At 62.5% G+C, this 24,583-nt stretch carries 21 protein-coding genes and 2 tRNA genes; 9 read left to right on the top strand and 14 right to left on the bottom strand.

All coding sequences use genetic code 11. The features are described 5' to 3' along the window. Positions 1-165: 165 nt before the first annotated feature. From G473_RS30495 to miaA, 6 genes are all read right to left on the bottom strand, one after another. Positions 166-318 carry a hypothetical protein gene (locus G473_RS30495; protein ID WP_154667509.1) on the bottom strand — a complete coding sequence of 51 codons (153 nt, stop codon included), beginning with the start codon at positions 316-318 and terminating at the stop codon, positions 166-168. A 189-nt stretch (positions 319-507) separates the two neighbouring features. Beyond that, positions 508-1,395, bottom strand: coding sequence for a hypothetical protein (locus G473_RS0121555; protein WP_029014808.1), 888 nt, complete (start codon positions 1,393-1,395; stop codon positions 508-510). A gap of 188 nt (positions 1,396-1,583) precedes the next feature. Next, a complete protein-coding gene (gene ilvC / locus G473_RS0121560) occupies positions 1,584-2,603 on the bottom strand; it encodes a ketol-acid reductoisomerase (protein ID WP_029014809.1) in 1,020 nt (339 codons plus the stop codon). A 70-nt stretch (positions 2,604-2,673) separates the two neighbouring features. After that, entirely contained in the window at positions 2,674-3,186 is a 513-nt protein-coding gene (gene ilvN, locus G473_RS0121565) for an acetolactate synthase small subunit (RefSeq protein ID WP_154667510.1), read from the bottom strand. A gap of 65 nt (positions 3,187-3,251) precedes the next feature. After that, complete coding sequence (locus G473_RS0121570) at positions 3,252-5,018, bottom strand: acetolactate synthase 3 large subunit (protein WP_029014811.1); 1,767 nt, start codon at positions 5,016-5,018, stop codon at positions 3,252-3,254. A gap of 102 nt (positions 5,019-5,120) precedes the next feature. Further along, positions 5,121-6,119 (bottom strand): tRNA (adenosine(37)-N6)-dimethylallyltransferase MiaA, encoded by a 999-nt coding sequence (miaA, locus tag G473_RS0121575; RefSeq protein ID WP_051330560.1) that lies wholly within the window; start codon positions 6,117-6,119, stop codon positions 5,121-5,123. Between the two features lie 203 nt (positions 6,120-6,322). Between miaA and G473_RS0121580 the strand changes: the two genes are divergently transcribed. From G473_RS0121580 to G473_RS0121595, 4 genes are all read left to right on the top strand, one after another. Beyond that, positions 6,323-7,525, top strand: a complete 1,203-nt coding sequence (locus G473_RS0121580) for an OpgC family protein (RefSeq protein ID WP_029014813.1) — start codon at positions 6,323-6,325, stop codon at positions 7,523-7,525. A gap of 179 nt (positions 7,526-7,704) precedes the next feature. Next, positions 7,705-8,604 carry a phosphoserine phosphatase SerB gene (gene serB, locus G473_RS0121585; RefSeq protein ID WP_029014814.1) on the top strand — a complete coding sequence of 300 codons (900 nt, stop codon included), beginning with the start codon at positions 7,705-7,707 and terminating at the stop codon, positions 8,602-8,604. Between the two features lie 16 nt (positions 8,605-8,620). Continuing rightward, complete coding sequence (locus tag G473_RS0121590; RefSeq protein WP_029014815.1) at positions 8,621-9,379, top strand: sulfite exporter TauE/SafE family protein; 759 nt, start codon at positions 8,621-8,623, stop codon at positions 9,377-9,379. Positions 9,380-9,446: 67 nt separating this feature from the next. Continuing rightward, on the top strand, positions 9,447-10,085 hold the full coding sequence (locus tag G473_RS0121595; protein ID WP_029014816.1) for a LysE family translocator: 639 nt from the start codon (positions 9,447-9,449) through the stop codon (positions 10,083-10,085). A 124-nt stretch (positions 10,086-10,209) separates the two neighbouring features. Here G473_RS0121595 and G473_RS0121600 read toward each other — a convergent pair. Continuing rightward, a tRNA-Ser gene (locus G473_RS0121600) sits at positions 10,210-10,301 on the bottom strand. 214 nt (positions 10,302-10,515) lie between these two features. Here G473_RS0121600 and G473_RS0121605 point away from each other — a divergent pair. Further along, the gene (locus G473_RS0121605) at positions 10,516-11,253 is read left to right on the top strand and encodes a DUF3313 family protein (RefSeq protein WP_084438471.1); all 738 of its coding nucleotides are present in this window, start codon (positions 10,516-10,518) and stop codon (positions 11,251-11,253) included. 93 nt (positions 11,254-11,346) lie between these two features. Here the strand turns inward: G473_RS0121605 and G473_RS0121610 are convergent, their stop codons facing one another. Together G473_RS0121610 and araD1 are read right to left on the bottom strand one after the other, a co-directional pair. Then, entirely contained in the window at positions 11,347-12,942 is a 1,596-nt protein-coding gene (locus G473_RS0121610; protein ID WP_245580232.1) for an alpha-N-arabinofuranosidase, read from the bottom strand. 93 nt (positions 12,943-13,035) lie between these two features. Then, the gene (gene araD1, locus G473_RS0121615; RefSeq protein ID WP_029014819.1) at positions 13,036-14,031 is read right to left on the bottom strand and encodes an AraD1 family protein; all 996 of its coding nucleotides are present in this window, start codon (positions 14,029-14,031) and stop codon (positions 13,036-13,038) included. A 239-nt stretch (positions 14,032-14,270) separates the two neighbouring features. Here araD1 and G473_RS28280 point away from each other — a divergent pair, with 239 nt between their 5' ends. Then, positions 14,271-15,041, top strand: coding sequence for a FadR/GntR family transcriptional regulator (locus G473_RS28280; protein WP_035708528.1), 771 nt, complete (start codon positions 14,271-14,273; stop codon positions 15,039-15,041). An 18-nt stretch (positions 15,042-15,059) separates the two neighbouring features. Next, positions 15,060-16,874, top strand: coding sequence for an IlvD/Edd family dehydratase (locus G473_RS0121625; RefSeq protein WP_035708530.1), 1,815 nt, complete (start codon positions 15,060-15,062; stop codon positions 16,872-16,874). Between the two features lie 139 nt (positions 16,875-17,013). On the opposite strand, the gene gatB is transcribed toward G473_RS0121625, so the two are convergent. From gatB to G473_RS0121645, 4 genes are all read right to left on the bottom strand, one after another. After that, on the bottom strand, positions 17,014-18,468 hold the full coding sequence (gene gatB, locus G473_RS0121630; protein WP_029014821.1) for an Asp-tRNA(Asn)/Glu-tRNA(Gln) amidotransferase subunit GatB: 1,455 nt from the start codon (positions 18,466-18,468) through the stop codon (positions 17,014-17,016). 144 nt (positions 18,469-18,612) lie between these two features. Then, a complete protein-coding gene (locus G473_RS0121635) occupies positions 18,613-19,698 on the bottom strand; it encodes a hypothetical protein (RefSeq protein ID WP_029014822.1) in 1,086 nt (361 codons plus the stop codon). 100 nt (positions 19,699-19,798) lie between these two features. Next, positions 19,799-20,965 (bottom strand): PQQ-dependent sugar dehydrogenase, encoded by a 1,167-nt coding sequence (locus tag G473_RS0121640; protein ID WP_029014823.1) that lies wholly within the window; start codon positions 20,963-20,965, stop codon positions 19,799-19,801. An 87-nt stretch (positions 20,966-21,052) separates the two neighbouring features. Further along, positions 21,053-21,532, bottom strand: a complete 480-nt coding sequence (locus tag G473_RS0121645; RefSeq protein WP_029014824.1) for a GNAT family N-acetyltransferase — start codon at positions 21,530-21,532, stop codon at positions 21,053-21,055. Positions 21,533-21,670: 138 nt separating this feature from the next. Here G473_RS0121645 and G473_RS0121650 point away from each other — a divergent pair. Together G473_RS0121650 and G473_RS30500 are read left to right on the top strand one after the other, a co-directional pair. Beyond that, a tRNA-Ser gene (locus G473_RS0121650) sits at positions 21,671-21,758 on the top strand. A gap of 173 nt (positions 21,759-21,931) precedes the next feature. After that, the gene (locus tag G473_RS30500) at positions 21,932-22,300 is read left to right on the top strand and encodes a hypothetical protein (RefSeq protein WP_154667511.1); all 369 of its coding nucleotides are present in this window, start codon (positions 21,932-21,934) and stop codon (positions 22,298-22,300) included. Positions 22,301-22,399: 99 nt separating this feature from the next. On the opposite strand, the gene G473_RS28285 is transcribed toward G473_RS30500, so the two are convergent. After that, entirely contained in the window at positions 22,400-24,583 is a 2,184-nt protein-coding gene (locus G473_RS28285; protein ID WP_051330561.1) for a xanthine dehydrogenase family protein molybdopterin-binding subunit, read from the bottom strand.

A 24,583-nucleotide genomic window follows, 5' to 3' on the forward strand; every position in this document is an offset into this window, starting at 1 on the left:
TTAATCCCTGAAACCCGAACGCCACGGGGGCGTGAAATCATTGGATGGCGGGCAAGGCACCGGCTTCGATAAGGGGCCTGACCCGGTGGTCGGATCGGCGGCGCGCGATGCGCGCCCAATTCCCCTGAACGCGGGATCCATCCGGGCAGGATGGAAGCGGGGCGCTCAGGGGCTGATTAGTCGAAGCCCGTCCAGGCCGAACGCGGCGGGCGCCAGCAGCAGGGACAGGGATAGCGGCAAGCCGGACGCGCGCAGCATGACGCCAGCGCGGGAAAAATCCCGGGCGGTGACGTTCGGCTGGCAGCGATGCGGGGTCACGGGCGGTGATCCTGGTCCGGTTGCACAAAAAGGTACGGGGCCTTTCAAGGCCAACCTTGGTTGGAATTGTTTTAAGCCGCAATTCGGTTAGCCGCAACAGCTTTTGTCAGGCACGTTTCTATCGTCAATGCAGGGCAGAAATGCCGGAAATTTCACGGCAGGCTGCTTTCCTTGCCCAAATGGTACTTCTTACGCCGAGAGAGAAATGCCGGTCTCCGTCACCATCAGCGCCATGGTGACCGTCTCCGTCCTCATATAGCTCTGCGAAACATCCGCCGCGCCGATCGTGCCTGCGGCACGGCCATCGGGGTCCGTCGCCTCCAGCCCGCCGGCCAACCGTTCCACCAGCGCATCGGCAGCGGACAGATCGTCACGGGCGGCCTTCAATTCTTCCTCGCGCTCCTGACGCTCCTCCTCCGTCAGGGGGCGACCCCGCTGCTGTGTGCGCTGGGTTTCTGCTTGGGTGAGAAGGGAGCGGGCACGGCCGGAAATATCCCGAACCTCCTGAACAAAGGCACGAGCGAAGCCGACAGGCACCCCGCCCGCCGTCATGCCGGACTGGATCGGCGCTGGTATTGCCGGGTCCGGCAAACCGGCAGCAATGGCCGCCGCCCGGTCGGCAGGGTCGTGCTGGCGACCTTCCACCAGCCCCTTCGCCTCTTCCGCCAGTCCCTTGGTGATGCCTGCCGCTTCCTTGGCCAGCCGCGCCAGCTTGGCGCCATCGCCCTTGGAAGCGGCTTGGCGCGCCTCCTGCTCCAGCTCGTCCATCCGGCGGCGGGATTGCTCCAGCTTTTCCTTGGCCGCCTTCTTCTCAATCTCGGCGCGGGCCAAATTCATGTAGTTGGAAAGCGCCTCGATACCAGCGGCCTGCTTCAGGGCGCCGTCAAAATCATCACCGGCGAAGCCAATATCTTTCAGCCGGTCAAAAAGACCAGTGCCCCCGCCAGCCGCCCGGGAGGTCGCCGTCTGCTGGAAACGCGCATCCACCGCCTTCTCGACATGCTGGTCGATCTGCGCCTTCAGCGCCTGGGCGTTGGTTGCGGAAAAGAGCGGATTCGCGTTTAGCGAAATCATCATTGCCCCCGCTGTCGATCCTTTTGATCAGGCTTGATCTTAGGACAGACCCCTAAGGGGCGCAACGGCACGGCTTGCACATCAAGAACAAAGGATATGCCCAAAACGCAAACGCCCGACCCCTTCACAGGGGCCGGGCGGCGCAAACAGATCAAAAGGCGGGTGAGAGGAAACCCGACCCGCCATCCGGATCAGTTCTTGGTCTTGTCCACCAACTGGTTGGCAGCGATCCAGGGCATCATGGCGCGCAGCTTGGCGCCCACTTCCTCGATCGGATGCTCGGCTTCGATACGACGGGTGGCCTTGAAGGACGGGGTGCCGGCCTTGTTTTCCAGCATCCAGTCGCGGACGAAGCGGCCCGACTGGATATCTTCCAGCACGCGCTTCATCTCGGCCTTGGTCTCCGACGTCACCAGACGCGGGCCGGTGACATAGTCACCATATTCGGCGGTGTTGGAGATGGAGTAGCGCATGTTGGCGATGCCGCCTTCGTAGATCAGGTCCACGATCAGCTTCACTTCGTGCAGGCACTCGAAATAGGCCATTTCCGGAGCATAGCCGGCTTCGACCAGGGTTTCGAAACCAGCCTGGATCAGCTTGGTCAGGCCGCCGCAGAGCACGGCCTGCTCACCGAACAGATCGGTCTCGCACTCTTCCTTGAAGGTGGTTTCGATGATGCCCGAACGGCCACCGCCAACGGCGCAGGCATAGGACAGGGCGATATCGAAGGCATTGCCGGACGCGTTCTGGTGAACGGCCACCAGGCAGGGAACGCCGCCGCCCTTCTTATATTCGCCGCGCACGGTATGGCCGGGGCCCTTCGGCGCGATCATGAACACGTCGGTGTCCTGGCGCGGCTCGATCAGGCGGAAATGCACGTTCAGGCCGTGGGCGAAGGCAATGGCGGAGCCCTGCTTCAGGTTCGGCCCGATCTCGTTATTGTACAGGTCTGCCTGATGCTCGTCCGGGGTCAGGATCATGATCAGGTCGGCAGTGGCCGCAGCCTCAGCCGGGGTGACGCAGGTGAAGCCGGCGGCTTCGGCCTTGGCGCGGGTCGGCGAATTGGCCTTCAGCGCGATGATCACGTCCTTCACGCCGCTGTCGCGCAGATTCTGGGCATGGGCGTGGCCCTGGCTGCCATAGCCGACGATGGCGACCTTCTTGCCCTTGATCAGGTTGACGTCGGCGTCGCGATCATAATAGACGCGCATGGGAATGTTCCTTCGTTTTCAGTCAGATGTAAGATGGATTGCCGGGTTGCCGGCGTTCTGGGGGTAAGCTTTAGAAGGCGCCCGTGCCGCGCGACAGGGCGACGGCACCGGTGCGGCTGACATCAACAAGGCCCAGTTGCCGCATCAGATCGATGAAGCGGTCCAGATCCTCACCAATGCCGGTGATTTCAAAGACAAAGCTGGTGATGGTGGCATCCACCACACGGGCCTTGAAGATGTCGGCGATGCGCAGCGCTTCCACGCGCTTGTCGCCCGTGCCGACCACCTTCACCAGCGCCATTTCCCGGTCGATGAAGGGGCCTTCCAGCGTCAGGTCCTTCACCTTGTGGACGGGCACCAGCCGGTCAAGCTGCACCTTGATCTGTTCAATGATCATCGGCGTGCCGGAGGTGACGATATTGATGCGCGACAGGCTTTCGTTGCTGTCGACCTCGGCCACCGTCAGGCTTTCGATATTATAGCCACGACCGGAGAACAGGCCGATGACGCGGGCCAGAACGCCCGGCTCGTTATCAACCAGGACAGAGATGGTGTGGCGGCGGATGGGGTCTTGGGTGGACACTTGCAGAAGCTCCCTGAAGGCGGGCGATACCGGGTAGGTTAAAAAGGGTTTGGAGAGGTCCGGGATCAGACCAGTACCATCCCCTCCTCCGGTGTCGCGTCGCTCACCCGTTCTTCCGGTCCCAGCAGCATTTCATTATGGGCCTTGCCGCCGGGGATCATGGGGAAGCAGTTTTCCTTCTGATCGACGCACATATCCACGATGACGGGGCGCGGCGTCTCGATCATTTCGCGGATGACATCATCCACTTCCGACACTTTGGTGGCGCGCAGGCCGACGCCACCAAAGGCTTCCGCCAGCTTCACAAAGTCCGGCAGCGCCTCGGAATAGCTTTCCGAGTAGCGGGAGCCGTGCAGCAACTCCTGCCACTGGCGCACCATGCCCATCCATTGATTATTCAGGATGAAGACCTTGACCGGCAGGCGATACTGCATGGTCGTGGCCATTTCCTGGATGTTCATCATGATGGACGCCTCACCGGCGACATCGATGCACAGCGCACCGGGATTGGCCACCTGGGCGCCAATGGCCGCCGGCAAGCCATAGCCCATGGTCCCCAGACCACCAGAGGTCAGCCAGCGGTTCGGCTTGTTGAAGGGCAGGAACTGGGCCGCCCACATCTGGTGCTGGCCCACCTCGGTAGAGATGAACACATCATCCCGGCCGGCAACGGCGGCGCGCAGACGCTCCAGCGCATATTGCGGCTTGATGACCTTGTCGGTCTTCTCGTACTTCAGGCAATCCTTGGACCGCCAGACCGCGATCTGGTCCCACCATTCCTTCAGCGCCGCCTGATCAGCCCGCTTGTTGCGCGCCTTCCAGATGCGGATCATGTCTTCCAGGACATAGGCCGCATCGCCCACGATCGGCAGATCGACACGAATATTCTTGTTGATATTCGACGGATCGATATCGATGTGGATCTTCTTGGAATTGGGGCTGAACTCGCTGACCTTGCCGGTGACACGGTCATCAAACCGCGCCCCGACCGAGATCATCAGGTCGCAGCCATGCATGGCCAGATTGGCTTCGTAGGTACCGTGCATGCCCAGCATGCCCAGCCATTGCTGATCATGGGCGGGATAGGCACCCAGCCCCATCAGCGTGGTGGTGCAGGGATAGCCCGTCATGCGGACCAACTGGGTCAGCAACTGGCTGGCCACCGGGCCGGAATTGATAACGCCACCGCCGACATAGAAGATGGGGCGCTTGGCATTGGCCAGCATCTCCACCGCTTCCTCAACCTTGTTCAGGTCGGGCTTCACCTGCGGGCGATAGCTCTTGGGCAGGCATTCACCGGGCAGACGATAGGTGCCATCGGCGAACTGCACATCCTTGGGGATATCGATCACCACCGGGCCCGGGCGGCCCGACTTGGCGACATAAAACGCCTCATGCAGGGTGCGGGCGAGGTTGTTGACGTCCTTGACCAGATAATTGTGCTTGGTCGCCGGACGGGTGATGCCGGTCGTGTCGCATTCCTGGAAGGCATCATTGCCGATCAGATGGGTCGGCACCTGCCCCGTCAGGCAGACGATGGGAATGCTGTCCATCAGCGCATCGACCAAGCCGGTAACGGCATTGGTGGCGCCAGGGCCGGACGTGACCAGCACGACGCCGACCTTGCCGGACGAACGCGCATAACCTTCCGCCGCATGAACGGCCGCCTGTTCGTGACGTACCAGGATGTGACGGATGTGGTTCTGTTTGAACAGCGCATCATAGATGGGTAGTACCGCCCCGCCCGGATAGCCGAAAATGGTATCGACACCTTGGTCCCGCAGGGCCTTGATGACGATTTCAGCACCGGAGAGGATAGTTCCCGACGACATGGCGCGCGCTTTCAGATCAGTTCCAACGAGGTTGAAAAACGCCGCTTCTCGCACAGGCGAAAGGCGACGATGGCCGCACCCTAGATGGAACCGAAAAGCCGGTCAACCGCTTTTGGAAATCTTCTGAGTCATACCTGACATGATGTTGTCATAAAATTTCTTATAAGACGCATCATCGGACAGATTATGAGGATCGACCCTAAAGGCATCCTTCATCTGGTTGCGGAACCAGGTGAGTTGTCGCTTGGCATAGTTGCGGGTCATTTGTTGCGCCCGCGCTGTCGCGTCTGCGGGCGTCAATTCCCCCAGCAGCAAGGCGCGCAATTCCGGCACGCCCAGCGCCTTGCAGGCCGGCAGGCTGGGATCAAGGCCCAGCGCATCGAAAGCGGCCACTTCCGCCAGCGCCCCTTCCGCCAGCATCAGATCAAAACGGCGGTCGCATTGGGCGTAAAGCCGGTCACGCGGCGGCTCCACCACCAGGGACGTGAAGGCAAGGTGCGTCGGTACGTCACGCGGCGGTGCCGCCTGCCAGTCGCTGATGGATCGGCCTGTTGCGTGGATCACCTCCCAGGCACGGATCAATCGCTGGCTGTCGGTCGGATGCAGGCGGACTGCGGTAACGGGGTCGATTTCCGCCAGCCGCGCATGCAGCGCAACACTGCCGATATCAGCCTGTAAATCCATGGCCGCCTGACGCGTCTCTGCGGGGATATCCGGAATATCGGACAGTCCATTCATCAGGGATCGCAAATACAGCCCCGTCCCCCCCACCACAATCGGCAGCCGGCCCGCCCCGTGGGCAGCATCAATTTCCGCCAGCGCCAGTTCACGCCAGCGCGCCGCACTCATCCGGATGGAGGATGGCACAATTCCATAAAGCCGATGGGGTACCGCCGCCTCGTCCGCCGGCGAGGGACGGGCCGTGATAATCCGCAGCTCAGCATAGACCTGCATGCTGTCGGCATTGATCACCACCCCATCAGCGTCCCTGGCCAATCGCAGGGCGAGGCCGGATTTGCCACTGGCTGTCGGGCCACCGATGACCAGGACGGGCCGCGCGGAAGGGGCGGACGGGGGCGAAGGGGGTAGGACGGGAACCATCGGGCTCAAGAAGCACTCTATATATGATTGCGGAATGGCGTTTGGGGCCGGGCGATCTGTCTTCCGGGCTAGGTAGGCTTTGTTACGCCAATGTGGCAAGGCTGCCCTGCCCGGCGATAGCCAGAAAATTCACCCTCCCTTGCCATAATTTCCGCGTTTCATGCGTTGGTGGCGGGTTAAGGCCGGTGAGGAGGCGTAAAGCCATGCGGGATCTGCGCATTGATTTTTTCAGGGGCCTGGCGCTGTGCGCCATTTTCCTGAACCATATCCCCGGCAAGGCCACGACTCTGACCTGGCGGCATTACGGCTTCTCCGATGCAGCCGATACCTTTGTTTTTCTGGCCGGCTTCAGCGCGGCGCTCGCCTGGGGTGCCAGCTTCCGGGGTGAAAAAGACCCCGCCATCGGCCGGGCCAACGCCCGCAACCGGGCCTGGCATCTGTACCGCACCCATCTGGGTGTTGTGGCCGCCATGCTGATCCTGGTTACCGCAGGCGCCTGGGTTTATGCCAATCCCGGCATCAAGCAGATGATGGGCTTGGGCTATCTGGGCTCCAACCCGGCGGAGGGTTGGTTGCAGGTGGCGGTCCTGGCCTATCTGCCCAATCTGGGTGATATTCTGCCCATGTATATCGTCTTCATCGGCTCCCTGGCGCTGCTGGGGCCGGCGATTGCACGCTATCCGCTGGCAGCGCTTGCTATGTCCTGCGCGGTTTGGGTCTGGGCCGGCATGTATAATATCGCGCCCCCGTCCCATCCCAATGGCGGGACGTGGTTCTTCAATCCCCTGTGCTGGCAATTCCTGTTTGTCACCGGCTTCGTGCTGGGCAACCGGGTTTCCAGTGGCAAGCCCGTACCGCGCCACCCGCTGCTGATGGCTGCCGCCTCCGGCATGCTGCTTTACGCCCTTCTGGCCACGGCCCCGTGGCACATGCTGGGCATCGGGCGCGATTTCCGGGTGTTCGATCCCGACACGCTGATCCCCCATGGCAAATCGACGCTGGAGATCGGTCGTCTGCTGCATTTCCTGGCGCTGGCTTATGTCATTTCCGCTCTGATCCGGCCGGATGCACGGTTCTTCTCGACCACCATCGGCAATCTGTTCAGCACACTGGGCCGCCACAGCCTGCCGGTCTTTGTTGGTGGGGTGCTGCTTTCCACGGTCTGGACAATCCTGATCCAGCAGACCCCCACCACCAACGCCATGGAATGGATGATGGGTCTGTCCGGTCTGCTGATCCTGTTTGCCATCGGCATGGTATGGGAACGCAACCGCCAGGAAGAGCGCCGCCTTGCCAAAGCGGCCAAGGCCGCCGCTGCCCGCCCCCTGGTCACCGCTATGGCAAAGGGGGAAAGCGCCACCCCGGTTGCTATCCCGGTGCCGGCGGATACAAGGGTTCCAACCTGATCCCTGTACCCTGTATTTATTTGTGATCGGCCGGGCCTGATGGTCCGGCCGATTTCATTTCCATCCTTCATGACCGCCCCGTCCGGGAAACATTGCCGATCCGCGCTGCCGCGCCATTGCATCCCTTCCCTCCAACGGCGATAAGGGCGGCAATCGACCAACTCCTGGACGGGATCGACATGCCCCAGACGCTGACCCTCATCGCCAACCCCGCCGCCCCGGTGCTGGACGATGCCCTGGCCAAGGCCGCCCGTGCCGCTCTGGCCGATCTGGGGGCTTCCACCTCCCCCGCAGACTGGCTGGCGCCGGGTATCGCCTGCGACATCGCCTTTGACGGGCTGAATGATGATCAGGCCCAGGCAGCAGCGGCCAAGGCGCTGGCGGGCCAGCCGGTTGATATCGTGGCGCAGGCCACCGAGGGGCGGCGCAAATCCGTGCTGGTCGCCGATATGGAATCCACCATCATTCAGCAGGAAATGCTGGACGAATTGGGGGAACTGGTGGGTGCCCGCGACCGCATCGCCGCCATTACTGCCCGCGCCATGAATGGTGAGATCGACTTCAAAGGCGCACTGCGGGAGCGGGTGGCCCTGCTGGCCGGGCTGGATGCGGGCGTGCTGACCGATATGATCAGCCGTATCACCTGGATGCCCGGTGCGCCCAGCCTGATCGCTACGCTGAAGAAGCATGGCGTTTATTGCGCACTGGTGTCCGGCGGGTTCAAGACCTTCACCGCCCATGTCGCCGCCCAATTGGGCTTTGACGAGGATCAGGCCAATGATCTGGTGGTTGAAGGCGGCAAGCTGACCGGCCTGCCGACAGAGCCGATCCTAGACAAGGATGCCAAACTGCAAGCGTTGATCCGCATCGCCGGCGCCCGGCGCGTGCCTGTGGCCGCCAGCATCACCGTGGGCGACGGCGCCAATGACCTGCCCATGTTGCAGGCCGCTGGCATCGGCGTCGCCTTCCATGCCAAGCCCACCGTGGCGGCGCAGGCGCGCGCCTGCATCAATCATGGTGACCTGACAGCCCTGCTTTATATCCAAGGCTACCGGGCCGGCGAAATCGTCACCCCCTGACAGGCACCTGCCCATCATGCCCGATCTGGCCGCCCTGGCGGTTCACCTGCCGACATTAGGACAGGCCATCGGGCTGCTGCTGGTGGCCCTGGTCGCGGGTATTATCCGGGGGCTGACCGGGTTTGGCGCCGCGCTGATCATCGTGCCCTGCCTGTCCCTGTTCTTGAGCCCGGCAGAGGCGGTGCCCACCAGCGTGGCCGCCATCGCCACTACCAACCTTCCCTTGCTGCGCGGGGCGGTGAAGGAAGGGGACCGGCGGATGGTGCTGCTGTTCCTGGCCGGCTGCCTGCCGACCATCCCGCTGGGCGTTTACCTTCTGGCATCGCTTCCGCCCGATCTGGTGCGCCGCGCCATCGGCATCTGCGTGATCATCGCGGCCCTTTTGTTGCTGAACAGACGCTTCCGCCTGACCCGTCCGGGCTGGGGGCTGAAAATGGCAGCGGGTGGCATTGGGGGCTTTTTGAACGGTGCCGTGGGCATGGGCGGCCCGCCAGTGATCCTCACCGTGCTGGCCATGCCCCTCTCTCCCCTCACAGCGCGGGCGACACTGATCCTCTATTTCACGGGGCTGAACCTGCTTTCCATCGCAAGCCTGTGGTGGCAGGGGCTTTTCAGCCCACATACGTTGATCTGGTCCTTACTGATGATCCCGCCACTGGTCGGCGCCGCGCGGTTGGGAGAGCTCTGGTTTCGCCGCAATGGCGGCAGCCAGTTCCGCCCCATCGCCATCGGGCTGCTGGTGATCACCGGTATCGTCGCCCTCTTGCGGCCATGACATTGTTGCGGTTGTCACCGCCGGCCCTTTGATCAACCATATTCCCCTCACGGGGGGAGTATGGTTGATGGCCCTGATACCGTTCGATACGCTGGTCCTCTTTATGACAGCCGCCCTGGCACTCAACCTGACCCCAGGCCCGGACATGTTGTTCTGCCTGGGCAGCGGGGTCAGTCGAGGGCCCAAAGCGGGTATCGCCGCAGCCTTGGGCGTATCTGCTGGCGCCATGGTCCATACAGCCGCTGCCGCTTTCGGTTTGGCGGGGCTCTTGATGGCCTCTCCGACCTTATTTGAAATTATTCGCTGGGTGGGGGCGGCTTATCTGGTCTGGCTGGCCTGGACGACATGGCGGGCCCCTCCGCTGATCCCGCACCAGCAGAACCCCCATGGCAAGCCTGTGACAGGCCATCTGTTCCTGCGGGGAGCCGTGACCAACATTCTGAACCCCAAGGTCGCCATCTTCTTCGTGGCCTTCCTGCCCCATTTTATCGATCCCGCGCGGGGCAGCGTGGTGGTCCAAGCATTGATCCTGGGCACCTTGATGAATATGTCCGGCACAGTGGTCAACGCCCTGGTCGGGGCTGGCGCCGGCGGCCTGGGCCAGCGTCTGGCCCAAAATCCCATCGCTCCGCGGTTATTGAACCGGTTCTCCGCCACGATCTTTCTGGGCCTTGCCGTCCGACTGGGCCTGTTGAGCCGGGCCTGAACCGGTTCGTTCAATCGAATCGATTTGATCATCTTCAGGGGTGAAGAACGCCCCTTGAGTAAAAACAAAAAACGCGGCATCCGAACCGGACCCGCGCCTATAAACACTGATTAACTAAGCAGGATGGCGGAGGGGATGGGATTCGAACCCACGATACCAGTTTCCCGGTATGACGGTTTAGCAAACCGTTGCCTTCAGCCGCTCGGCCACCCCTCCGCACCTGATCGCTGCCGTCCCCTGCGGGGCCGACCGCGTCGGTGAGACGGGTGTTTAAGGGCATGAAGCGGGCTTGTCAACGGGCCTGCGTCATACCATTCTAAAAAGATGAAACGCTGCACCTGTGGCGGATCAGGCCGGGCGGGGGCGTCCCGGCACCAAACTTAGGAAACTGGCGGAAAATAAGCGTTTTCCCCTTGCTGGAGGTCGAACCATGTTCGGACGTCATGCCCCTGCGCCGCATCGGCCTGTCGCTGCATTGCCTGCCATGCGCGCAGAATCACTTCCCCACCCCCTTACCCGTGCTGTGGGCATCCTCGGTCTTTCGCTGGCTTTGCTTGTCGGCGCTGCCAACGGCGCCTATGCAAAAAGCGCCTGGGACAGCGTTGAATCCAAAAAGCCCCCCGCTCTGCCGACCGAAGGGTTGACCGAGCAGGACCATGATTCGCTGGACAAGCTTTATATCCGCCCCGGCGTGGATCTGGCTGCCTATGGCAAAGTAACGCTGGCCCCCATTGATACGGCGGTGGAACGCCGCTTCGATGAGGTGCTTCTGTCCAACCGGGACCGCGACCATGCGGTGGAATATCTGACAAAGCGGCTGAAGGATTCCTTCGGCTCGGCTTTGGTGGATCAGGCTGGTCCCGGCGTGCTGACGCTGAAGATCACCATCACGGAATATGTGCCTAACCGGGCCTTCCATGCGGAAAAGCGGAATGGCTCGCGCGTGGATCGGGTTTATTCAGTGGGTCAGGCGGCCTTCCAGGCTGTGCTGACCGATAGCCAGACCGGACAGGTGGTGGCCGTGGCCGCCGATGCCGATATGGGCCTGCCCTTCCCCGATAATGTGAACGCCTACACCATCTATGGTGACGCGGATCGCTTCACCCAGCGTTTCGCCAAGCATCTGGCCAAGGTGGTTTTGAAGCCGGAACCGGTCACCGGCAGCTAAGCAGCGCGGAAAGGCCGCTGGTATCATGCACAAAAGCCCCGGCGTGACCAACCTGCCGGGGCTTTTCCTTTCCAGGATAATGGGGCGTGTCCTTTATTCGATCGTCAGCACCACGACCGATTTGGCCGGCAGGTCAATGGTCAGGCTGTCGCCCCGGCCCTTGGCGCCATTGAAGGCAACGGGCTGTATCTGATGGGGCTGGTCAAAGCTGTTGCGCGTGTCCATGGCCGGACCGGTCAGCACACGGCCACTGATCTTGCGGGCGGAGGCCCCCTCCAGCTTGGCGCTGACGCTGGCCGGCCGGTTCGGGTCCAGGTTGGCCAGGGTCAGATGCAGGGTGCCTGACGCATCACGCGACGCACCCGCATGCACGGCCGGCACGGTGAAACCGGCATGGCTGTAGTCCGGTGCCTTGATATCGACCGGGATATAAGCAGCCCCCTGATGCACGTTGAACATCTCGAACACGTGATAGGTGGGGGTCAGCAGCATCTTCTCCTTATCGGTCAGGATCATGGCCTGCAGCACATTCACCATCTGGGCGATGTTGGTCATCTTCACCCGGTCGGCATGCTGCTGGAAAATATGGAAATTGACCGCCGCGACCAGCGCGTCGCGCAGCGTGTTCTGCTGATACAGGAAGCCCGGATTGGTCCCCGGCTCCACATCATACCAGGTGCCCCATTCGTCGATGATCATGCCGACACGCTTCTGCGGGTCGTATTTATCCATCGCCGCCGCATGGCCCTTGATGATTGTTTCCATCTGGAGCGTGCGGGACAGGGTGGAAATCCACTGATCCTCGTTGAAGCCCGTGGCCGGGCCCTTCTTCTTCCAGTCGCCGGTGGGCAGGGTGTAATAATGCAGGGTCAGGCCATCCATGGCTTTGCCGGCTTCCCGCATCATCACTTCAGTGAAATTGTAATCCTTGTCATTGGAGCCAGAGGCGAATTCCTGCGGGCCGTTGCGGCCGCCAGCCTTGCGGACGAAGGTGACATAATGCCGGTGCAGGTCAGCGGCATATTCCGGCCGCATGCCGCCACCGCAGCCCCAAGTCTCGTTCCCGACGCCGAAATAATCCAGCTTCCAGGGTTTATCGCGGCCATTCTTCCGCCGTTCCTCCGCCAGGGTCGACTTGGTGTCGGAGGTCATATATTCGATCCATTCCGCCATCTCCCGCGGGGTGCCGGTGCCGAGATTGCCGTTCACATAGGCCTTGGTGCCCAGCATCTCTACCAGATCGAAGAACTCGTGCGTGCCGAAGGCATTATCCTCGCCCACGCCGCCCCAGGTCGTGTTTACGCGTACCGGGCGTTCAGCACGGGGGCCAACCCCGTCGCGCCAGTTATATTCATCCGCGAAGCAGCCGCCGGGCCAGCGCAGTACCGGCACCTTCATCTTCTTCAGCGCATCAACCACGTCATTGCGCAGGCCGCGTGTGTTGGGAATGGAGGAATCCGGGCCCACCCACAGGCCCTCATAGATGGAACGGCCCAGATGTTCGGCGAACTGGCCGTAAATCTCCGGCGCGATGGTGGGGCCGGGCTGGCTGGCCCTGACCGTCAATTCAGCCTTCACCGGCGCCGGTTGGGCGAAGGAGGGCAACGCCGTGCCGGCCAGCAGGGCCAGACCGGCAAGGGTGGCGGCAAAGCCGCGCCGATGGATGGGTTTGAACATCGTGCGTTTCATCCCTGGACATTTCCCCTGCTTATGGCCGTGGCCCCGCACCTGTCTTCAACAGGGCGACGCCACGGCGTTGTTTTTTTTAAACAGACCGCTGCATCACAGGCTGCGGATCACCGGTACCGGCTGGTCCACCACGGTCAGCGCATTGCGCAGCGGCAGACCAAAGGGTGCTGCCTCCACCTCGAACACATCGCCGGGGCGGGTGGTGAAACCGTCACTGAAGGACAGGGTGGCCGTGCCGAAATAATGCACATGCACATCGCCCGGACGGCGGAACAGCGCGTACTTGAAATGGTGATGTTCCAGGTTGGCCAGGCTGTGGCTCATATGCGCTTCCCCGGACAGGAAGGGCTTTTCCCAGACGATTTCACCATCACGGCGGATACGGGATGCGCCCCGCACATCGTCGGGCAGCGGGCCGACCAGCAGTTCCGGCCCGAAGGAGCAATGGCGCAGCTTGGAATGGGCGAGATAGAGATAGTTCTGCCGTTCCGTCACATGGTCGGAAAACTCATTGCCCACGGCATAACCGATGCGGAACGGCGTACCATCCGGCCCGATGATATAAAGCCCGACAATCTCCGGCTCTTCCCCGCCATCCAGCGCGAAGGAGGGGGACGGCATGGCCGCATCCGGATCGGCGATGATGGAGCCATCGCCCTTATAGAACCATTCCGGCTGGGCACCCACTTGGCCCGTGGCAGGCTTGCCACCTTCCAGACCCAGGCGGAACATCTTCATCGAATCGGTCTGCTTGGCCGGATCGGCCAGATCCTTGTGCATCTTGTCCCGGCCCTCGGCGGAACCAAGATGGGTCAGGCCCGTACCGGTCACAAATAAATGGGCCGGATCCGGATGATCCAGCGGCGCCAGTACCTGGCCTGCTTCCAGCAGGGCCGCAACATCCACCGGCTCCCCCAGCCCCTGTGAGTGAACCTGGGACGCCAGATCATGGCCGGCGGCAATAGCGGCAACAGCCAGTGCATAGGTGCTGGACACGCCTTTGACCTGTCGCGCCTCGCCCCCGTCCACGCGCGCGGCAACCGCCCGCGCACCCTGGGCATCCCGATATTGTATGAGGCGCAACGCCATCTGGCTCTCCTGGATTATTGATAACAGCGGCCACTGCCGCTTATTGACGCATGATCCCATTTTTTGGGATGGACACAATCATATAATACGACTAATTGATTTTGCAACGATGCTCAGCGTCAAGCAAGGGGCTACAATCCGGCTTTAAAACATATAATATGTTCAAAGAAGCGGACAGCCGTAGCAATTGATACGGGGGCCTGCCCTAACGCCCTATCCGGAGCAGAACGCGTAACGAGATGAACCCGATACCTCCCTCTTCCTGGTCCGTCACCGGGCGCCCCATCTCTAATCACGATCAGATCGTGAGGACCTTAGGGATGGAAATCCTGGCGGGCATGCATGTGCCGGGCGCCAACCTGCCTGCGGAGCCGGAATTGCTGGCCCGCTTCCAGGTTTCGCGCACCGTGATGCGGGAAGCGGTGAAGACCCTGACGGCCAAAGGCTTGCTGGTATCGCGCACCAAGGTCGGCACCCGTGTGCTGGACCCGACGCATTGGAACTTTTTCGACGCTGAGCTTTTATCCTGGAAAGTCGCGTTGGGCATGGACAGTGCGTTCCGCCGCGACCTGCTGGAAATCCGCCAGGCGGTGGAACCTGCCGCTGCCGCCCTGGCCGCCCAGCGCCGTTCCTCTGCCGATCTGGCCGCGTTGCGGCGCTGCATCCAGGCGATGGGAAACCCCGATCATACGCGCCGCAGCTTCGCCGAAGCCGATCTTGAGTTCCATCTGGCGGTGGGCGCCGCATCCGGCAACCCGATGATGCGCGGCATATCCGCTGTGATTGAAACGGCGCTGATCGCCTCTTTCGCCCTCTCCTCCCCCACCGATCAACCGGATTTGCAGCAGCAGACGGTTGAGCGGCACGCTGCCATCGTCGATGCGATTGAACGCGGCGATAGTGCCGCAGCGGCCGCCAGCATGCTGGCGGTGATTGATGCCGGCTATACCCGTATCGAACAGGTGATGGTCGATACAACCACCCCTTCCCTTACCAACACCCCGACCTGATCTGAAAGGCGTCCATCCATGGCGATCGACAATGGCGATAACAAGCAGGGCCCCCGCACGCTACGGTCCCGCGCCTGGTTCGACAATCCCGCCAATCCCGACATGACAGCGCTGTATCTTGAGCGCTACCTGAATTACGGGCTGACGCAGGAGGAATTGCAGAAGGGCGGGCCGATCATCGGCATCGCCCAGACCGGTTCCGACCTGTCGCCCTGCAACCGCCACCATATCGTGCTGGCCGAGCGGCTGCGTGAAGGCATCCGCGCTGCCGGCGGTATCGCCATCGAATTCCCGGTCCATCCGATCCAGGAAACCGGCAAGCGCCCGACCGCCGGCCTGGACCGCAACCTGGCCTATCTGGGGCTGGTGGAACTGCTTTACGGCTATCCGCTGGATGGCGTTGTGCTGACCATCGGTTGCGACAAGACCACGCCCGCCTGCCTGATGGCCGCCGCCACGGTGAATATCCCCGCCATCGCCCTGTCCGTCGGCCCGATGCTGAATGGCTGGCACAAGGGGGAGCGCACCGGCTCCGGCACCATCGTGTGGAAGGCCCGCCAGATGATGGCGGCTGGCGAGATCGATTATGAAGGCTTTATCAAGCTGGTCGCCTCTTCCGCCCCGTCCACCGGCTATTGCAACACGATGGGCACGGCCACGACGATGAATTCGCTGGCAGAGGCCCTGGGCATGCAGTTGCCCGGCTCCGCCGCCATCCCGGCCCCCTACCGGGAACGCCAGCAGGTCGCCTATGAGACGGGCAAGCGCATTGTGGAGATGGTGCGGGAGGATCTGAAGCCGTCCGACATCATGACCCGCGACGCCTTCCTGAATGCCATCGTCGTCAATTCCGCCATTGGCGGGTCCACCAACGCCCCTATCCATCTGGCCGCCATCGCCCGCCATACCGGCGTCGATCTGGCGCTGGATGATTGGCAGACCTATGGCCATAAGGTGCCACTGCTGGTCAATCTCCAGCCCGCCGGTGAGTATCTGGGCGAGGATTACCACCATGCCGGCGGCGTGCCCGCCGTGGTGAATGAGTTGATGAAGCAGGGCCTGATCCGCGAGGGTGCCCTGACCGCCAATGGCAAGACCATTGGCGAGAATTGCCGCGGCAAGGAGATCGAGCTGGAGGAGGTGATCCGCCCGTTCGACAAGCCCTTGAAGAAGGATGCCGGCTTCCTGGTGCTGCGCGGCAACCTGTTCGACAGCGCCATCATGAAGACCAGCGTCATCTCGCCGGAATTCCGCGACCGGTATCTGTCCAACCCCGACGATCCGGAAGCATTCGAAGGCCGTGCCGTCGTGTTCGACGGGCCGGAGGATTACCATCACCGCATCGACGATCCGGAACTGGGGATCGATGACCGGACCCTGCTGTTCATGCGCGGTGCTGGCCCCATCGGCTATCCGGGGGCAGCAGAAGTGGTGAACATGCGCCCGCCCGCCTATCTGATCAAACAGGGGGTTTCGGCCCTGCCCTGCATCGGCGACGGGCGTCAGTCCGGCACGTCGGGTTCGCCCTCCATCCTGAACGCCTCGCCGGAAGCGGCCGCCGGCGGCGGGCTGGCCCTGCTGAAGACAGGCGACCGGGTGCGGATCGACCTGCGCAAGGGCAGCGCCAACATCCTGATTTCAGATGAGGAACTGGCCGCCCGGCGGCAGGCGCTGGAAGCGGCTGGCGGTTATCGCTACCCGGCCTCCCAGACGCCGTGGCAGGAAATTCAGCGCAACCTGACCGGCCAGTTGGGCGAAGGGGCCGTGCTGGAACCGGCGGTGAAGTACCAGCGCGTGGCCGACACGTTCGGCATCCCGCGCGACAATCACTGATCCGCTTATAAAGGAAAGCCCCGCGACCTTAGACCGGTCGCGGGGCTTTCTTTGCTGATTGCCCAGACGATGGCGGACATGAAAAAGGCGCGGAAAGCACCTGCTCTCCGCGCCTTTTTCATACCCTCAGCCGAAGGGATCAGCCCTTCAGCTTCTGCGCCAAAAGGTCGTTCACCATGGCCGGGTTGGCCTTGCCCTGGCTGGCCTTCATTACCTGACCGACGAAGAAGCCGAACAGCTTATCCTTGCCGGAGCGATACTCGGCCACCTTGTCGGGGTTGGCTTCCATCACCTGGGCGATCACCGCATCAATGGCGCCGGTATCGGTCACCTGACGCAGACCCTTTTCGTCCACAATCACGGCGGCCGGCTTGCCGGTTTCCAGCATGATGGCAAACACATCCTTGGCCAGACGGCCGGAGATGGTGTTGTCGGTGATCAGGTCGATCAGCCCGCCCAGATCGGCGGCGGAGATCGGGGATTCGCTGATATCCTTGCCCGTCTTGTTCAACGCACCCAGCAGGTCGCCGATGACGAAATTGGCGGCCATCTTCGGGTCACGGCCCTTGGCCACTTCCTCATAGAAGTCAGCGCGGGCGCGTTCTGCCACCAGCACGCCGGCATCATAGGGCGTCAGCTTATACTGGTCGATGAAGCGGGCCTTCTTGTCGTCCGGCAGTTCCGGCAGGGTCGCCTTGATCTGATCGACAAAGCCCTGTTCCAGCACCAGCGGCAGCAGGTCCGGATCGGGGAAATAGCGGTAATCATGCGCTTCTTCCTTGGAGCGCATGGAGCGGGTGATGCTCTTGCCCGGATCCCACAGGCGGGTTTCCTGGACGATGGTGCCACCTTCCTCGATCACCCCGATCTGGCGCTGCGCCTCATACTCGATGGCCTGCTGCACATAGCGGATGGAATTGACGTTCTTCGTCTCCGTCCGCGTGCCCAGCGGGCCGCCCGGCTTGCGCACCGACACGTTGATGTCGCAACGCATGGAGCCTTCTTCCATGTTGCCATCGCAGGTGCCCAGATAGCGCAGGATGGTGCGCAGCTTGCGCAGATAGGCCGCCGCCTCTTCCGGGGAGCGCATGTCCGGCTTGGACACGATTTCCATCAGCGCCACGCCGGCCCGGTTCAGGTCGACATAGGTCTTGGACGGGTGCTGGTCATGCAGCGACTTGCCAGCATCCATTTCCAGATGCAGCCGCTCAATCTCCACTTCACGCGTGGCACCATCGGCCAGATCCAGGATCAGCGTGCCCTCGCCAACGATGGGCTGCTTGAACTGGCTGATCTGATAGCCGGACGGCAGATCGGCGTAGAAGTAATTCTTGCGGTCGAAGACGCTGTGCAGGTTGATCTGCGCCTTCAGGCCCAGGCCCGTACGCACCGCCTGTTCAACGCACACTTCGTTGATCACGGGCAGCATGCCGGGGAAACCGGCATCGACGAAGCTCACTTGGCTGTTGGGGGCGGCACCGAATTCAGTGGCGGCCCCACTGAACAGCTTGGCATTGGAGATGACCTGGGCATGGACCTCCAGCCCGATCACGACCTCCCACTCACCCGTCTCGCCCTGAATGCGGTAAGCCATCGTCTCTGCGCTCTGAATAACGGAAATAGGCAAGGGTGTTTTCTGGCGGGATTCGCCACAAAGGGCAAGGGGCTTAGGCGCAGAACCGCCATTTCTCCCCTCAAAGGGCGCGATTTTCCCCCGGTGGTGATGCCCTCAACCCGATCAGATCGTGAGTTGCACCAGGCTGCCCGGCGGCGGGGTGAAGGCGGCGGCGGTTTGCCCCAAGGGGGACGGGGCGGCACTGGTCGCCTCGGCCAGTGCCTGCTCCCCTTCCGCCATGTCGCGCTCCACCTCTTCCATCTGCGCCTTGGTGCCGGGGGCGCCGTCCTTCTCCGCCAGATTCTTCATCTGGTCCACGATGCTGCGCAATTGCGTGATTGTTTCGCGCACACCATTATTGAAATCGCTCACCTCCCGCCGGGCTGCGAAATCCTTGGCCATGGCGGCGCGGCGCTCATTCCAGGCGTCAGCAGGGTTTTCGTCCTCGGCCCCGCCGCCTTCTTCAGCCTTGGCTTCGGCTTCAGCCTTGTCGGCCTCCCCTGTTTCCCCTGGGGCCGTTGTCTGTTCAGTGCCGGTCCCTTCACCCTCCTGCGGGGTGGAACCGCCCTCCCCCTCGTCAGCGGGGGTATCGCCCACACCGGCCGCCGTGCTGGCAGCCTGCTGGGCCACGGCCTGGGCATCGGCGGCGGCCTGATCACCAGAACCGGCAGCCGGAGCCGTTGCCGCCGCTGCCGGCGTGGCGGCTGTTGCTGCTGTTGCTGCTGTTGCTGTTGCTGTTGCAGCCTCTGCCTTACCCGCCGTGGCCGTGCTGGTACCGCCGCTGTCCGCGCCATAGTCGCGGGCCGCTTGTCCCAGTTCCTTGGCCAGTTGGGCGGCTTCCTTGGCGATGCGGGCGGCAGCCTTCTTGTCGCCACTGGCGGCGGCAAGCTGGGCCTGCATCTTCAGCATTTTCAGCTTCTCCTTGGCCTCGTCCGCCTTGCGGGCCGCCGCTTCCTTGGAGGATTCGCCACCGGCAGACAGGCGCTGTTTCAGCGTTTCGGCCTGCTGCTGCATGCTGAGAAGTTTTTCGCGGGTCTCGGGGGAGACAAAGGCCGCCAGACCATTGGTGGCAGATTGCGCCGCAGCGCCACCGCCCTGGCCCGATGCAGACGTCGCCAAGCCTTTCCAGGCGGCCTGCGCCTTGGCCTGAAAACTCTTCTGCGCTGCATTGAAGATATTGGACGCGGATAACCCACCCAGGACCGACATCTTACCCCTCCCCTTCTATGGGAAGAATGCGCCCGATGCGGGGTGTTTGTCCATCTTTATGGTTGCATGGCGGGGGCCATTACAGCCCCCGCGTTCATGCCTATTTGCGGTCGATACGCACCAGCTTGCCATCCGGGCCCGGCTGTTCGATCAGGGCATAAAGCCTTCCATCCGGGCCCACGGCCACATCGCGGGTGCGCGGCAATTCCGCCTCCAGCAGCCGTTCGGTGGCCACCACCTTGCCATTCTCAATATCCAGCCGGGCAATGCCGCCGGCCAGCAGGCCGACAATCAGATCACCGCGCCAGAAGGGCAGCGCCCCGCCTTCATAGAACGCCATGCCGGCCAGGGCCAGGGACGGCACGAAATAGACCTCCGGCTGGGCCATGCCTTCCTTTTCCGTGCCTTCACCGATCTTCAGGCCCAGACCATAGGTCTTGCCATAGGTGATAACGGGCCAGCCATAATTCACGCCAGGGCGGATGATGTTGATCTCATCCCCGCCCTGGGGGCCATGCTCGCTCTCCCAGACCAGCCCGGTGGCCGGGTCCACCGCCAGCCCTTGCGGGTTGCGATTGCCATAGGTGAAGACCTGGGGCAGCGCCTCCTTGTCCCCGACAAAGGGATTGTCCGCCGGCACGCTGCCATCGCGGTTCAGGCGGAAGATCTTGCCGGCGGCATCCAGCCGGTCCTGCGCCCGGTCCTGCTGGCCGCGTTCACCGATGCCGAAATACATGAGCCCGTCGCGATCAAAGGCGAAACGGCTGCCGAAATGCAGGCGCGACTCCACCAGCGAGCCCCGGAACAGCACCTGCATATCGGTCAGTTCCGTCCCGCCATCCTTGAAGCGCGCGATGACGGTGCGGTTGCCCTTGGCCTGATCGCGGGGCAGCGCATCCGCCCCCTTCTCCGCCTTTTCCATGAAGGAGAGGTAGATATAGCGGTTATTGGCATAATCGGGGTCCAGCGCCACATCCAGCAGGCCGCCCTGACCATATTCCTCAATCTCCGGCAGGCCGCCCATGGAGTCGGGCAGCAGCTTGCCATCCTTGATCACGCGCAGTTTGCCGCTGCGTTCCGTCACCAGGATGCGGCCATCGGGCACAAAGGCGATGGCCCAGGGCGTATCCAGCCCTTCGGCAATCACGGTCACTTTCACATCATGGCGGGCCTTGGGCGCGGGAAAGCTGGCAAATTCCTGCGGGGCGGCCTGGGCGGCGGCGGGAAGCAGCAGCGCGGTCGCAAGAAGGGCGGCGCGGGCAAGCATGCGGGGCGTCTCCGTCTGGGGGTGATGGGGGCAAAGATGGGGTTTGGGACCGTTGTCACCAAGCAAAATCAGCGCTGTCCCGGCCTGTCAGCCCTGAAAATCCGCAGGCCCGCCGCCCAGCCACATGGTGACATGCGGGATGCCGCCATCATTATAGGGCGCGCCCACGGTGACGAAGCCGAAACCGGCATAGAATTTTTCCAGATGCTGCTGCGCGCCGATGCGCAGCGGGACGCCCGAATAATGCTGCGCCATGAAATCCAGCCCCGCCGCCACCAGCCGCCGCCCCAGTCCGGTGCCGCGCCAGGGCGCCCCCACAACAATCCGCCCGATAAAACCGGGATGCCCCGCCCGGGGGCCACGGGCGCGCAGATAGGCGGCAAGGCTGCCATCGGGGGCGGTAACCAGCAGATGCTGGCAATCCGGGTCCAGCCCATCCAGGTCCGGATATGCGGAAGCCTGCTCCACAATGAAAATATCCTGCCGGAAACGCAGCACATCATAAAGCGTGCCGGCATCCAGCCCGGCAAAGGGCACCCAGGTAAAGCGCAGGGCGGCGATATCCATCGGCAATCATCCGTTACGGTCAGGAAGCGGCAGTTTACCAGCCACCGCCAGCGATCGCGATGTGCCCGTTCAAATCCTCTTGCAGAAACACCCCGTTATCGGCTAGGCGTGTCGCATAAAGCCCGCAAGACGGGCCGTGGATGGGTGGCCGAGTGGTTTAAGGCAGCGGTCTTGAAAACCGCCGTGGGGCAACTCACCGTGGGTTCGAATCCCACCCCATCCGCCAACCTTGCCTATATTTTCACATCAATGAATGAAAATTAATTCTAACATAGTTGAGCTGAATTAATTACACTTAGTTACGAAACCATCTTTCTCAACTTCCAATCTTGCAAATAGATTTCTGGCCGGGTAAATCTTTATTCGTCTGCAACAAACAATAAAAGATAGGACAAAATAATGAAATTTCATAAAATTTTTCTCATTGCAACATTAATCCTCGGCGGCTGCGCGGTAGACAATCCTGAAGAATTTTCATCCAGAACACCTGCCTTTACAAAGACATACCCTGGAACAAATGCAAAAGATTTTGCATTTTGCTTCGCCTTAAACGGGAATGCAATATGGCTAGCTCAAACTCCTGGTGAAAATTATAGAATTTCGATATTGGGGGCTGGAGTCGGATCAATTCTAGCTGTAATCCAGTTTACCGGCTCCCCCACGACTGTTGAGATCCGAGAGGGCCGGTCAATAAATCCAGGCTGGACTTATGAATCTATTGCCCCCGGAATAGATGAGTGCGCTAGAAAAATAACAACCAACCCTTAATCAATTTATTATGTTCTGGGTTTACATCCACACAATAGTGGACTGATTTAAGATGAGGAGGCCGGCGCCCACCTCGCGTCGGCCTCCTTGCCCCTCCCCTCACGCCTGCAACGCCTCCACAACCGGCAGGCTGCGGATGCGGCGGCCCAGAGCGGTGGAGAGGGCGTTGACCAGGGCCGGGGTGGTCGGGGGCAGGCCGGGTTCCCCGACGCCGCCCAGGCTCTCCCCACTTTCGATGAAATGCACATCGACCGCCGGTGCCTCGCTAATCCGCATCAGGCGGTAGCTGTCGAAATTGCGCTGTTCGGCCTTGCCATCCAGCACGGTAACCGCCTCAAACAAGGCGGTGGACAGGCTCATGATCACGCCGCCTTCCATCTGGCTGCGGGCGCCGTCGGGCAGCACGACGCTGCCGCAATCCAGCACCGCTGTCACCTTATGCACCTTCGGCACCCCATCCACGATGGAGGCTTCCACCACATGGGCTGACAGGGCGTTGAAGCTAGCGAAATAGGCGAAGCCCTGGGCATGGCCGGGGGGCAGCTTGGCCCCCCAATTGCCCTTGGCCGCCGCCGTTTCCACCACCTTCAGGGCGCGGGCATCATCCTTCAGCAATTCCCGGCGGAAGGCCACCGGGTCCTTGCCGGCCGCCGCCGCCAGTTCATCAATGAAACATTCCAGGAAGAAAGCGTTCTGCGTGGCGCCCACGGCCCGCCAGGGGGCGGCGGTGACAGCCACATGGCGCATGGCATAATCCAGCCGGTAATTGGGCAGGCCATAGCGCAGATCGGTCAAATCCTGAACGGAGGAACCGTCCAATTCCCCATCCTTCAGGCTGCCGGGCAAAAATTCCCGCCGCATGGACGGGCCGGTGGTGCGGATGGCAAGGCCGGTCAGATTGCCCTTGGCATCCAGCGCCCCGGTCAGGCGCGCCATCTGGGCGGGGCGGTAATAGCCCCGCTCCATCTCATCCTCACGCCGCCAGAAGAATTTCACCGGCGTGCCGGGCATGGCCATGGCGCATTGTACGGAACCGGGAACCCCATCATCCACCAGCCGGCGGCCAAACCCGCCGCCCAGCGACAAGGTGTGCAGGGTCACGGCCTCGTTGGCGATGCCGGCTGTGGCGGCGGCGGTGCGCAGGCTGCGATCCTGCACCTGGGTCGGGGCCCAGATTTCCAGCTTGCCATCTTTGAACAGGGCCGTGCTGCTCCACGTCTCCATGGGCGCGTGGGAGATATAGGGCACGGCATAATCCGCCGTCACTGTCTTGGCCGCCGCCTTGAAGGCGGCATCGACATCGCCGTTATTCTTGGACGGGGCCGCCTGGGCGGCCCCCAGCCCTTCCCGCATCATCGCCGCCAGCGCAGTGCTGGAAATCTTGTCCTGCGGCGAAGGGGCCAGGGTAACGGTCAGCGCATCGGCCCCCTTGATGGCGGCCCAGACCGTATCGGCCAGGACAGCAACGCCATCCTTCACCTTCACCACCTTCTTCACGCCCTTCACCGCCAGGGCGGGCGCCTCATCAAAGCGGGCGATATCACCATGGAAAACCGGGTTCAGCCGGGCGCAGGCATAGAGCATGCCGGGCAGGCGGAAATCGAGCGAATAGACCTGCTGGCCCCGCACCTTGGCCGGGATATCCAGGCGCGGCACCTTATGGCCGACATAGCGGAAGGTCGTGCGGTCGCGCAGCGTCGGATTTTCAGGCGGGGTCAGCTTGGCGGCGTCCGCCGCGACCTCCCCGATGGGCAGGCTGTTCTTGCCGCTGCTCAGGCGGCCATCGGCCAGGGTGACGCTGGCCGGGTCCACCTTCCACCGCGCGGCAGCGGCCTGGACCAGCATTTCCCGCGCCTGGGCGGCGGCACGGTGCAGATGGGCCGACCAGCGGCGCACGCCCCAGCTTCCGCCCGACCCCATGCTGCCGCCCCAGCGATAGGCATCGGCCGGGATCGCCGTTTCCACGGTCACGCTGGCAATATCCACCCCCAGCTCATCCGCGATGATGGCGGCATGCGCCGTCTGGCTGCCCTGCCCCATCTCCGTGGTGGGGGAAATCATCACAATCTTGCTATCGGGCTTTACCACCACATAGGCGGTCAGCATGCCGCCCTGGGCATTGGCACCCGCTGCTGCTGCATTGGTGGCCGGTACGGGCGAGGCGCCTTGCTGGGCCCGCGCCGGCAGGCTGACGGCAATCGCCAGACCGCCCATCCCGGCCAGAATGGCGCGGCGTGACAGGTCCAGCGCGGTCGCCGGGGATGGCATCATATGGGTATCCAT

This window comes from Niveispirillum irakense DSM 11586 (assembly GCF_000429645.1).
Taxonomy (GTDB): Bacteria; Pseudomonadota; Alphaproteobacteria; order Azospirillales; family Azospirillaceae; genus Niveispirillum; species Niveispirillum irakense.